An 11,960-nucleotide genomic window follows, 5' to 3' on the forward strand; every position below is an offset into this window, starting at 1 on the left:
TCAAAATCCGCGAGTGGATTATCGCCAGCATTCCGCTGCCGCTGCGCGCCGGGATTGCGGCGGGCATCGGGCTGTTCCTCGCGCTTATCGCGCTGGAAGGCGCGGGCATCGTGGTGGATAATCCGGCGACCCTGGTCGGCCTGGGCGATCTGACGAAGCCGGGCCCGCTGCTGGCGCTGCTTGGCTTTATCGTGATTGTAGTGCTGGAGGCGCGTCGCGTTACTGGCGCGGTGCTGATCGGCATTCTGCTGATTACCTTTATTTCGATGGGTATCGGTCTGTCGCCTTTCGCCGGCGTCTTCTCCGCGCCGCCCTCCATCGCGCCGACCTTTATGCAGCTGGATATCGCCGGGGCGTTTAACGTCGGTCTGGTCAGCGTGATTTTCGCCTTTCTGTTTGTCGACGTGTTTGACAATACCGGTACGCTGCTGGGCGTGACCAAACGCGCTGGCCTGGCGGACGAGCAGGGCAATATCCCGAAAATGGGCCGCGCGCTGGTGGCTGACAGCGCCGCAGCGCTGTTTGGTTCGCTGCTCGGTACCTCCACCACGACCAGTTACGTGGAGTCCGCGGCTGGCGTGAGCGCAGGCGGACGCACCGGCTTAACGGCGGTTGTGGTCGCTATTCTGTTCCTGCTGGCGCTTTTCTTCTCGCCGCTGGCGGGCAGCGTGCCGGTCTATGCGACAGCGCCCGCGCTGCTGTTTGTGGCGGTGCTAATGGCGTCCGGCCTGGCGGAGATCGACTGGAAAGACGTCACGACGGCGGCGCCGGTGACCGTAACCGCGCTGACGATGCCGCTGACGTACTCTATTGCTAACGGCATCGCCTTTGGCTTTATCACCTGGACGGTGATAAAAATGCTGAGCGGTCGCTTCAAAGAGGTGAACGCGGCGCTGGTGATCCTCTCTTTGCTGTTCGTTATCAAGCTGGGCTGGCTCAGCGCCTGATTGCAGTAGCCGCGTCTGCGACAAGCGGGCGCGGTAATGTTCCATCCTCCTTTAGTGCGCGGACAGCGGCTTGCGCCCGCCGCGCATTTTTCTTCCGCTTCATTGATATCAATTTGCGTAGTCGCTTCCAGAGCGCGCCAGAAAGGGTGTTAATTATCCTGAGGCAGAGCTACCCTGCCAGCGCTGAATCGAGGCGCGAATCGCTCGCTATTTTTGACTGAGTTAGCGGAACAGGGAATGTTTACTGGTCGGCTATCTGGTTAAATACCCAACAGCAAGGGGAAGCGCCCGCGGCATTCTGGAAGAGATAACAAGGAGAGGAGAGAACATCATGGAATTCCCGTTAAGCCAGCTTCCGCACACTTTTCCCCGGCCTCTTATCCCTCTTCCACAGCCAGGAGAAAACCCTATGGAGCGACTGACCCAACGTGTCGAGCGGCTTGAGCTGGATACACACCAGATAAAATCCGACCTGGCGGTACTGACCGAACGCTCGCAGAATTTTGCCACCAGAACGGATGTGGAAGTTCTGCATACCGAACAGCTTAAGCTGCGCTGTGAAATGCATGAAGGCTTCGCCCAGACGGCAGTGCAGTTTGCCCGTATTGATGAGAAATTTGCCCGTATTGATGAGAAGTTTGTGCGGATTGATGAAAGGTTCGAGCGAATCGATGAAAGATTTGGGCAAATTGATGTGAAGCTTGAGCGAATGGATAAAAGGTTCGAACGAATGGACGAGAAGTTTGAACGAATTGATATGAAGTTTGAGCGCGTGGATGAAAAGTTCGATCGTCTCAACGACCGCATTACCTGGACACTGATGGTGCCAGCTATATTAGCCGTGCTCGGCTGGTTGGTTAAAGAAGTTCTGGTAAAGGTGTCATAACAGGGTTGAACAGCACGGGGCGTCCCCCGTGCTCTATTTGTTTTAGCGGAACGGCGGCTCGTTAAAGGTTCGCAGTTTACGTGAATGCAGCTTATCCCCTTCGGCGCGCAGCAGCTCTACCGCGCAAATACCGATCTGCAAATGCTCTGAAATCGCCCCTTCGTAAAAACGGTTCGCCTGGCCCGGCAGCTTAATTTCGCCGTGTAGCGGCTTGTCTGATACGCAGAGTAGCGTACCGTAAGGTACGCGGAACCGATAGCCCTGTGCGGCAATGGTGGCGCTCTCCATATCCACCGCCACTGCGCGGCTCAGGTTAAAGCGCAGCGCCGAAGCGGAGTAGCGCAGCTCCCAGTTGCGATCGTCCGTGGTGACGACGGTGCCGGTGCGCAGGCGCTGCTTGACCTCTTCTCCTGGCATATTGCTTACCGCTTTGGTGGCGTCATAGAGCGCGCGCTGGACTTCCGCAATGCTCGGAACGGGAATATCGGGCGGCAGTACGCTATCGAGCACGTGGTCGTCACGCAGATAGGCGTGCGCCAGCACATAATCGCCAATGCTCTGGCTTTCACGCAGACCACCGCAGTGGCCGATCATCAGCCAGGCGTGCGGCCGCATTACGGCCAGGTGATCGCAGATGGTTTTAGCATTTGACGGGCCGACGCCGATATTAACCAGCGTAATGCCGCGTCGGTTAGGGGAGGTGAGATGCCAGGCTGGCATCTGATGCTTTTTCCACGCCAGATCCAGCATCGCCGCGTCGCTGTCAGCCGTATCGGCGGTAATTATCGCGCCGCCCGCGCAGGCCAGACTGTCATAGTCGCTGGCGGGATCGCGCACCTGCTCCGTAGCCCAGCGCACAAACTCATCCACATAGCGCGTGTAGTTAGTAAACAGCACAAAAGGCTGGAAATGCTCGACCGAGGTACCGGTGTAGTGGCGCAGGCGCGCCAGCGAGAAGTCGGTGCGCAATGCGTCGAAGTGCGAGAGGGGAAAAATAGCGTCCGGATTAAACAGGCCGTCGGCGGTTTCATCGCCAATCTGCGACAGCTCGGTGGTGGGAAAATGGCGGGCGATGCTGGCGCTCATGGTGCGGTCCAGCGACAAATCGGAGCCATCAATCACGTAAGGATAAGGGATCTCCTGGCTGGACGGACCGACCTGAATCTCCACCTCATACTCTTTTTCCAGCATCGCCAGCTGTTCGCTGAGATAGTGGCGCAGCAGCGCCGGACGGGTGATGGTGGTGCTGTAGCTGCCGGTATGGGTAAAGCGGCCCCAGGCGCGCGTGCGGTTTTGCTGCGGGCCTTCGCCGCGCCAGGTGATGCGCAGTTCAGGATAGACAAACAATCCCTGGCGACGCGCCTCCGCCTCAGGCAGCGTACCCTGTTCCGTATAGGTTTTTATCGCAGCGCGCAGCGCGTTCACCGCGCCTTCATACAGACGCTCCAGTTCATCCAGCGCCTGCTGGCGGGTAAGGCCGTTCCGTTGTGTAGGCATATGCTCTCCTGATAATAAGCGATCTTTCCCCACAGCTTAGCGGGTTTACCGCCGCCGCAAAGCAAGAATCTGTGATCGAACGCATTATGCACCAACAGGGTGCTGGCGTGTTGCCAATCCCCGCCTACGTTTAATGAATCAGAAGGTGACGTCGTGCGCTGTCGCTGGCGTTGCCACCTTCCTTTCGGCAAAACCTCGCGAGCTGTTTTTCTGGCGAGATTCTTGCTTGCAACAGATAGCGGCTTTTATCGCCGCGCATAGCTTCCTGAACCTGATAAACACCTTCACCACTCCTGCATCGTGGTCTGGCAAACGCAAACTAACTGTGTTGAGGATAGACAGCATGTCTCAGAAACTGATCAAGTTGTCATTAAACGTCGTGATTGCAGGCTGTTTCAGCGCTGCGCTCAGTGCGCAGGCAGATATAAAAATCGGCGTCGCCGGGCCGTTCTCCGGCCCCAACGCCACCTACGGCGCGCAGTACTGGAAAGGGGCGTCGCAGGCGGCGGAAGATATTAACGCGGCGGGGGGCGTTAACGGCGAGAAGATCGTGCTGGTGCAGGGCGACGACGCCTGCGAACCCAAACAGGCGGTTGCCGTGGCGAACCGCCTTGTCGATCAGGATAAGGTAATGGCGGTCGTCGGCCATTTCTGCTCTTCCAGCACCATGCCCGCATCGGAGGTCTATGACGACGCTGGCGTCCTGTCGATTACGCCAGGCTCCACCAACCCGCAAATTACCGAGCGCGGCATGAAAACCCTGTTCCGTATGTGCGGACGCGATGACCAGCAGGGAGCTATCGCCGCCAACTTTATGCTCGATAAGCTGAAGGCGAAAAAGGTCGCGGTGATCCACGATAAAGATACCTACGGTCAGGGGCTGGCGGACGCAACCAAAGCGGCGCTGGAGAAGCGCGGCGTGAAAGAGGTGATGTATGAGGGTCTGTCGCGCGGTGAAAAGGATTTTAATGCCCTGGTGACGAAGATCGCCCAGGCGAATCCCGATGTCGTCTATTTCGGCGGCTGCCATCCGGAAGCGGGCCCGCTGGTGCGCCAGATGCGCGAGCAGGGCGTAAAGGCTAACTTCTTCTCCGGCGACTGCATTGTCACGCAGGAACTGGTTACCGCAGCGGGTGGGCCGCAGTATACCAACGGCATCTATATGACCTTCGGCAATGACCCGCGCCAGATCCCCGACGGTAAAGCGGTGATTGATAAATTCCGCAAAGGCGGCTTCGAACCAGAAGGCTATACCCTCTACGCCTACGCCTCAATTCAGGCGCTGGCCGCCGCTTACCAGGGCGCCGGTAAAGATAACGCGAAGGCCAGCGAATGGCTGAAATCACACGATGTCCCCACCGTGATGGGTAAAAAAGCCTGGGACGGCAAGGGCGATTTAAAAGTGTCCGATTACGTCATCTATCAGTGGGACGATAAAGGCAAATACCACCAGCTGTAAGCCTGAGCCCGCCCTGCATGTCGCAGGGCGTTTCCTGTCCGGGCCGCCCGGTTGCGCGGCCCGCTTTGCGCAGAGACTTCGTTATGGACGCCTTCTTACTTCAGCAACTGATTAACGGGCTGACGCTGGGCGCAGTATATGGCCTGATCGCGATCGGCTACACCATGGTGTACGGCATTATCGGCATGATTAATTTCGCACACGGCGAGGTCTATATGATCTCCGCCTATCTCTGTGCTATTGGCCTGGCGCTGCTTTCGTTTTTCGGCGTGCACTCTTTCCCGCTGCTGATTTTCGGCACCTTGCTGTTCACCGTCGTGGTGACAGCGGTATACGGCTGGACCATTGAGCGCATCGCCTATCGGCCGCTGCGCCACTCGACGCGGCTGGCGCCGCTGATCTCCGCCATCGGCATGTCGCTGATTTTACAGAACTATGTCCAGCTGAGCCAGGGGCCCAATCAGCAGGGCGTGCCGACGCTGCTTACCGGCGTGCTGCGCGTCGAGTTTGACGGCGGGCTGGTGCAGATCACCTGGACTAAGCTCTTTATCCTCGCTGCCGCCTTCTGCGGCATGGCGCTGCTCACCTGGATTATTCAGTACACGCGCCTTGGCCGTATTTGTCGCGCGGTGCAGCAGGACCGACGAATGGCGGCGATCCTCGGCATTAATACCGATCGCGTGATATCGCTGGTCTTTGTGATCGGCGCGGCGATGGCTGGACTGGCAGGCGTGCTGGTCACGATGAACTACGGCACCTTCGATTTTTATGCCGGGTTTATCATCGGCATCAAAGCGTTTACCGCTGCGGTGCTGGGCGGCATCGGGTCGCTGCCCGGCGCTATGCTGGGCGGGCTGCTGCTCGGCGTGGCGGAAGCGCAGTTCGCCGGGCTGGTGAACTCCGATTACAAAGACGTTTTCTCATTTGCGCTGCTGGTGGTGATCCTTATCTTCCGCCCGCAGGGACTGCTTGGCCGTCCGCTGGTTGCGAAAGTGTGAGGGCGCAATGATGAATGACTCGGTAAATGTGCGCCATGCGCTGCGCGACACCCTGCTGGCCGGGCTGGTTGCGCTGGTGGTTTTCGGGCCGATTGTCGGCGTGGTGCTGAAGGGCTACGCCTTCGACCTGGCGCCAGCGCGCGTGGCGCTGCTGGTGGCTGTGGTTATGGCAGGACGGCTGCTGCTCAGCCTCTTTTTGCAAACCGGGCGCGGACGGGCGCTGCTGCGGCGCTTCGAGGGTGCGGACGACGGCGTTTACGTGCGCGAACCGGGCTACCGCTCGCGTCTGCGCTGGATCCTGCCGCTGCTGCTGGCAGTGGCGCTGCTGTTCCCCTTTCTCGCCAGCAAATATCTGCTGACCGTGGCGATCCTGGGGCTGATCTATGTGCTGCTGGGGCTGGGGCTGAATATTGTAGTGGGGCTGGCGGGACTGCTCGATCTCGGTTACGTGGCGTTTTACGCCATCGGCGCTTATGGGCTGGCGCTCGGCTATCAGTATCTCGGCCTCGGATTCTGGAGCATGCTGCCGCTGGCCGCGCTGCTGGCCGCCTTCGCCGGGGCGCTGCTTGGTTTTCCGGTGCTGCGCATGCACGGCGACTATCTTGCGATTGTTACGCTCGGTTTCGGCGAGATTATCCGCCTGGTGCTCACCAACTGGTTGAGCTTCACCGGCGGGCCAAACGGCGTTTCTGTGCCGTCGCCCACCTTTCTCGGGCTGGAGTTTGGCCGACGCGCCCGCGAAGGCGGCGTGCCTTTTCATGAGTTCTTCCACCTCGACTACAACCCCAATATGAAGTTTATCTTCCTCTATGTGGTGCTGATTCTGGTGGTGGCGCTGGTGTTGTTTATCAAACACCGGCTGACGCGCATGCCGGTCGGTCGCGCCTGGGAAGCATTGCGCGAAGATGAGATCGCCTGTCGCGCGATGGGGTTAAACCATGTGCTGGTAAAACTTTCAGCCTTTATGCTCGGCGCCTCGACGGCAGGCATCGCAGGCGTGTTTTTCGCCAGCTATCAGGGATTCGTCAATCCAACCTCGTTCACCTTCTTTGAGTCGGCGCTGATCCTCGCCATTGTGGTGCTGGGAGGAATGGGATCGACCCTCGGCGTCGTGCTGGCGGCCTTTGTGCTGACGGTCGCGCCGGAGCTGCTGCGCAGCTTCGCCGAATACCGAGTGCTGCTGTTCGGAATGCTGATGGTGGTGATGATGATCTGGCGGCCGCGCGGGCTGGTGCGCACCAGCCGCGTGGGGGTAATGCCGCGTAAAGGAGTCCGCCATGAGTGACGCTATTTTACAGGTCGATCATCTGATGATGCGCTTCGGCGGCATCAAGGCGCTTAACGACGTCAGCCTGCGCGTAGAGCGCGGCTCGGTCACCTCGCTTATCGGCCCCAACGGTGCGGGTAAAACCACGGTGTTTAACTGCCTGACCGGCTTCTACCGCGCCAGCGGCGGACGCATTCTGCTGAATGCGCAGGCGCGCAGCACCGATGTGATCCAAATCCTCGGACAAAAAATCCAGCCGCAGGACTGGCTGCGGCCGGCGCGGCTGGGATCGCGCCTCTGGTACAAAATGTTCGGCGGCGCGCACCTGGTAAATCGCGCTGGCCTGGCGCGCACCTTTCAGAATATCCGGCTGTTCCGCGAAATGTCGGTGATTGAGAACCTGCTGGTGGCGCAGCATATGCTGGCGAACCGCAATCTGCTGGCGGGTATTTTCAATACGCGCGGCTATCGCGAGGCGGAGAGTCGCGCGCTCGATCGCGCCTTTTACTGGCTGGAGACGGTGGATCTTGTGCCCGCCGCCAACCGGCTGGCCGGTACGCTCTCTTATGGTCAGCAACGGCGGCTGGAGATTGCGCGAGCCATGTGCACCCAGCCGGAGCTTATCTGCCTGGACGAACCGGCGGCGGGCCTCAATCCCGTGGAAACCGAGACGCTGAGCGCGATTCTGCATCGCCTGCGCGCCGATCACCGTATCAGCGTGTTGCTGATTGAGCACGATATGCCGATGGTGATGGCGATTTCCGACCATATCGTGGTGCTCGATCACGGCGACGTTATCGCTCAGGGCGCGCCGCGCCAGATTCAGCAGGACCCGCGCGTTATCGCCGCCTACCTGGGCGCAGAGGAGGAGGATCTTCATGGCTGAGCCTATGCTGAAGTTTGACGCAGTGGATCTCTATTACGGCCCGGTGCAGGCGCTAAAAAAGGTGTCGCTGAGCGTGCAGACCGGGGAAACCGTGGCGCTGATCGGCGCTAACGGCGCGGGTAAATCGACGCTGCTGATGTCGATTTTTGGTCAGCCGCGCATCGCGCAGGGCGAAATCTACTTACAGGGCGAACCCATCAGCCAGCGTTCAACGCATTTTATCGCCGCCAGCGGCATCGCGCAGGCGCCGGAAGGGCGGCGAATCTTTGCCGATATGACGGTTGAAGAGAATTTGCAAATGGGCACCATCGCCATCGGCAGCGCGCATCAGAAAGACGATCTGGCGCGGATGTATGCGCTTTTTCCGCGTCTGCTTGAGCGGCGCAAACAGCGGGCGATGACCCTTTCCGGCGGCGAGCAGCAGATGCTGGCGATCGCCCGCGCGCTGATGAGTCGTCCCAGGCTGCTGCTGCTCGACGAGCCGAGCCTCGGGCTGGCGCCGATTGTGGTGAAGCAGATTTTCGCCATCCTGCGTGAGCTGACGCAGCAGGGCATGACGCTGTTTCTTGTCGAGCAAAACGCCCGTCATGCGCTGGCTATCGCCGATCGCGGCTATGTGATGGCGAACGGCGAGATCCGTCTCAGCGGCAGCGGTCGGGAGCTGCTCGACAATGAAGAGGTGCGCAGCGCCTATCTGGGCGGTGCGGCAGCCGCTGCGGTGAAAGGCGATAAAAGATTGTAATAATGATTGAAAAGTCAGGGAAACGCTTTGCATAAATAGTTAAGCGGACCCATCATTATAACTCCTGTCCAATCTGTTCTGATTTGGTTATTCCCTTGCAAAATCCTGGCGTAGCAGTGATGCAGGCGATAAAGCGCACGGCGTGGTATCCCAAACGCCGCTTTTATCGCACGCTGTTCTGGCGTGAGATCACGCCACTGGCGGTGCCCATCTTTATCGAAAACCTGTGCGTAATGCTGATGGGCGTATTAAGCACTTTTCTGGTGAGCTGGCTGGGCAAAGAGGCGATGGCGGGCGTGGGGCTGGCAGACAGCTTCAACATCATCATCATCTCTTTTTTCGCCGCTATCGATCTCGGCACCACGGTGGTGGTCGCCTTCAGCCTGGCGAAGCGCAACGGTAAGCGAGCCCGCGCTGCTACGCGTCAGTCGCTGGCGCTGATGACGGTGCTGTCGCTGGTGCTGGTGTTCGCCATTGAGCTGTGGGGACATCTGATTATCGATCTCATCGCCGGCGGCGCAGAGCCCAAAGTCAAAGAGCTGGCGCTGAGCTATCTGCAGACCTCGGCGTGGAGCTATCCGGCGGCGGCGATCGCGCTTATCGGCAGCGGCGCGCTGCGCGGGGCGGGAAACACCAAAATCCCGATGCTGATCAACGGCGGGATGAATATCCTGAATATCGTTATCAGTAGCGTATTAATCTACGGCGCCTTCTCCTGGGAGGGGCTGGGATTCGTCGGTGCCGGGCTGGGCCTGACCATCTCGCGCTATATCGGCGCAATCGGCGTGATTTACGTGCTGATGATCGGCTTTAATGCCTCGCTGAAGATCAGCCTGCCGAGCTATTTTCGCCGCTGGGATTTCAAAATCCTGATGGAGGTGCTGGGCATCGGCGTGCCGGCGAGCATTGAATCGGTGCTGTTTAACGGCGGCAAACTGCTGACCCAGGTATTTGTCGCAGGCATGGGCACCGACGCTATTGCGGGCAACTTTATCGCCTTTTCCATCGCCTCGCTGATTAACCTGCCGGGTAACGCGCTGGGATCGGCTTCCACCATTATTACCGGCACCCGGCTGGGGCGTAACCAGGTCTATCAGGCGGAGCGGCAAATCCGGCATGTCTTCTGGCTGGCAAGCCTCTGTCTGTGTGCGCTGGCGTTTCTTACCGTACCGCTCTCCGGCGTGCTGGCGCGTTTCTATACGCGTGACCCGGACGTTATCAGCGTAACGCAGCATCTTATCTGGCTTAACGCCGCCTTTATGCCGATCTGGGCGGCCTCCTGGGTACTGCCGGCGGGCCTGAAAGGGGCGCGCGACGCGCGTTACACCATGTACGTCTCTATGTTCAGCATGTGGGGGGCGCGCGTTGTGGTGGGCTATGTGCTGGGGATTATGCTCGGCATGGGCGTGGTGGGCGTCTGGCTCGGTATGTTCCTGGACTGGGCGGTGCGCGGCGCCTGCTTCTGGTGGCGGCTGAAGAGCGGCAAGTGGCTGGATAATTACCGGAAAATGGTGGCGAAGCAGCAGTAGCGCTATCCTGGCTCGCCGGAAAGAGACGCCATGCCGTGGTTAGCTGTTTTTCAGCAATAAACTGCAGAAATTGATGGTTCAGCTACGCCAGCGATCGGGCTTTACTAAGGCTCCGACTAGATAAGGGCGAACCAGATGAAAAGATTGCTGCAGCTGTGGAAAAACCGTCTCGAGGCTAATACCGACCGTTGGCGCGACGAACGTGACGAAAGCGAATCAAACCTGGAGCTTGAGCTGCTTATCCCCGTTAGCCAGCTCTATGGCTTCGAATATTATCCTGAGGTGCATCGCTACCATGAAAAGTAGCTGCTCCCGTTATACTCTCTCCGGTAAAGCCCGCTCTCGCTAAGCGGGCTTTTTTTCGCCTGCTGCAATGGATTTTTACAAAACGCTGCGTAACAACAGGCCAGAGCGGCAGTGAGCAATCTGCCACGAAGCGGGATCGAAGCATAAGAAAAAGGAACGTTCAGCCGCAGCGGCTATGGTTAAAAGAGCAGCACGCCTTTTAACCTGGAGGAACGAATGAACGATAAAGAGAGCGCCGCGCTGATTAGCGCGCGGCTGGCATTGACTGCGCAGCGGCGTGCGCAGACCCGAACCGCGCTGGCAGCGGGTGAACCGGCAGAGCCGGATCGCGCTCGCGCGCAGCGCTACGCCTTTCAACAACATCTGCGTCAGGGCGTTATCACCGGCGAAAGCAACGATCTGTTGCCGATCGCTTTCTTAGAGCAGGGATTAGCCTGCGCCCGCGCCGTGGCGCTGCTGCGAGAGGACGGCATTCCCAGGGGCTGCGGTTTTATGACACACGGCGGGCTTTTTATCACTAATCACCATCTGCTGCCGCAGCCGCCCGCGCAGGGCCGCATTACGCTGCAGTTTGGCTGGCGGCGAACAGAAGCGGGTGAACTGGTTGACGGCGTGACTTATGCCGCCGATGCGGAGCAATTTTTTCTTACCAGCCCGACCGATGCGCTGGACTGCACTCTTATTGCGCTCGGCGAGATAGTGGCTGGCAGCGGCGAGGCGCCGCAGCCGCTGGCGCTGGCGCTGAACGATCGCAACGATAAACATGCGCTGGGCATCAGCCTTAACCTTATCCATCATCCCGGCGGCGCGCCGCAGCAGATTACGCTGCGTAATAACGCGCTGCTGGCGCGTCACGAGCAACTGCTGCACTATGCGGCCGATACCGATGGCGGCTCTTCCGGCGCGCCGGTATTTAACGATGCGTGGCAGCTGGTCGCGCTACACCACGGCGGCGTTGAGAGCGATGACGGCTGGGTGAATGAAGGTGTACGCATCAGCGCCATTATCGACTGGCTGAAGGGCGAGCTGACGCAACTGCCCGCGGCGCAACAGGCGCGGCTGATGCAGGCGTTAACCGTCAATGAGAGCGCGGCTCCGCCGATCGCCTCCGCTGCCGCGCCGGAGAGCAACTACGGCAACCGCGACGGTTTCCAGCCTGACTTTCTCGACGGCGAGTCGATCGATCTGGCCGCTATTATCGCGCCGCGCGCTGCCGAAGTGGCGCCGCTACGCGACGGCCGGCAGGGCGCAGAAGCGAAGCTTGATTATCAGCACTTCTCGCTGCTGATGAGCGCTGAACGACGACTCGCCTTTTTTACCGCCACCAATATTGACGGCGCGCGCTATATCTCCATCGATCGCGGCAATGGCCAGCCGTCGCTGCTGGAAGAGGGGGACCGCTGGTACGAAGACAGCCGCATCGACAGTCGCTACACCACCGGT

At 59.4% G+C, this 11,960-nt stretch carries 11 protein-coding genes; 10 read left to right on the forward strand and 1 reads right to left on the reverse strand.

Features of this window, described 5'->3' with window-relative positions; all coding sequences use genetic code 11:
- The coding region (locus B3797_RS09635; RefSeq protein ID WP_311790964.1) for an NCS2 family permease at positions 1–947 on the forward strand (947 nt) is incomplete at its 5' end.
- Positions 948–1,356: 409 nt separating this feature from the next.
- On the forward strand, positions 1,357–1,833 hold the full coding sequence (locus tag B3797_RS09640; RefSeq protein WP_311790965.1) for a hypothetical protein: 477 nt from the start codon (positions 1,357–1,359) through the stop codon (positions 1,831–1,833).
- Between the two features lie 42 nt (positions 1,834–1,875).
- On the opposite strand, the gene B3797_RS09645 is transcribed toward B3797_RS09640, so the two are convergent.
- Positions 1,876–3,330, reverse strand: coding sequence for an AMP nucleosidase (locus tag B3797_RS09645; protein ID WP_311782484.1), 1,455 nt, complete (start codon positions 3,328–3,330; stop codon positions 1,876–1,878).
- A 343-nt stretch (positions 3,331–3,673) separates the two neighbouring features.
- Between B3797_RS09645 and B3797_RS09650 the strand changes: the two genes are divergently transcribed.
- The 8 genes from B3797_RS09650 to B3797_RS09685 all read left to right on the forward strand — a co-directional run.
- Positions 3,674–4,789 carry a branched-chain amino acid ABC transporter substrate-binding protein gene (locus tag B3797_RS09650; RefSeq protein ID WP_311790966.1) on the forward strand — a complete coding sequence of 372 codons (1,116 nt, stop codon included), beginning with the start codon at positions 3,674–3,676 and terminating at the stop codon, positions 4,787–4,789.
- A gap of 83 nt (positions 4,790–4,872) precedes the next feature.
- The gene (locus B3797_RS09655; protein ID WP_096073395.1) at positions 4,873–5,787 is read left to right on the forward strand and encodes an ABC transporter permease subunit; all 915 of its coding nucleotides are present in this window, start codon (positions 4,873–4,875) and stop codon (positions 5,785–5,787) included.
- 7 nt (positions 5,788–5,794) lie between these two features.
- Positions 5,795–7,072 (forward strand): high-affinity branched-chain amino acid ABC transporter permease LivM, encoded by a 1,278-nt coding sequence (livM, locus tag B3797_RS09660; protein ID WP_311782482.1) that lies wholly within the window; start codon positions 5,795–5,797, stop codon positions 7,070–7,072.
- Positions 7,065–7,940 (forward strand): ABC transporter ATP-binding protein, encoded by an 876-nt coding sequence (locus B3797_RS09665; RefSeq protein WP_311790967.1) that lies wholly within the window; start codon positions 7,065–7,067, stop codon positions 7,938–7,940. The genes livM and B3797_RS09665 overlap by 8 nt, the downstream gene beginning before the upstream one ends.
- On the forward strand, positions 7,933–8,682 hold the full coding sequence (locus B3797_RS09670) for an ABC transporter ATP-binding protein (RefSeq protein ID WP_311790968.1): 750 nt from the start codon (positions 7,933–7,935) through the stop codon (positions 8,680–8,682). Before B3797_RS09665 ends, B3797_RS09670 begins: the two co-directional genes overlap by 8 nt.
- 119 nt (positions 8,683–8,801) lie before the next feature.
- Positions 8,802–10,211 carry an EmmdR/YeeO family multidrug/toxin efflux MATE transporter gene (locus B3797_RS09675; protein ID WP_311783013.1) on the forward strand — a complete coding sequence of 470 codons (1,410 nt, stop codon included), beginning with the start codon at positions 8,802–8,804 and terminating at the stop codon, positions 10,209–10,211.
- A 135-nt stretch (positions 10,212–10,346) separates the two neighbouring features.
- Positions 10,347–10,517: a hypothetical protein gene (locus B3797_RS09680; RefSeq protein WP_311790969.1), complete on the forward strand. Its 171-nt coding sequence runs from the start codon at positions 10,347–10,349 to the stop codon at positions 10,515–10,517.
- 216 nt (positions 10,518–10,733) lie between these two features.
- Positions 10,734–11,960: trypsin-like serine peptidase (locus B3797_RS09685; RefSeq protein WP_311790970.1), on the forward strand; the 1,227-nt coding region annotated here is incomplete at its 3' end.

The organism is Pantoea sp. UBA5923 (assembly GCF_002431095.1).
Taxonomy (GTDB): domain Bacteria; phylum Pseudomonadota; class Gammaproteobacteria; order Enterobacterales; family Enterobacteriaceae; genus Pantoea; species Pantoea piersonii.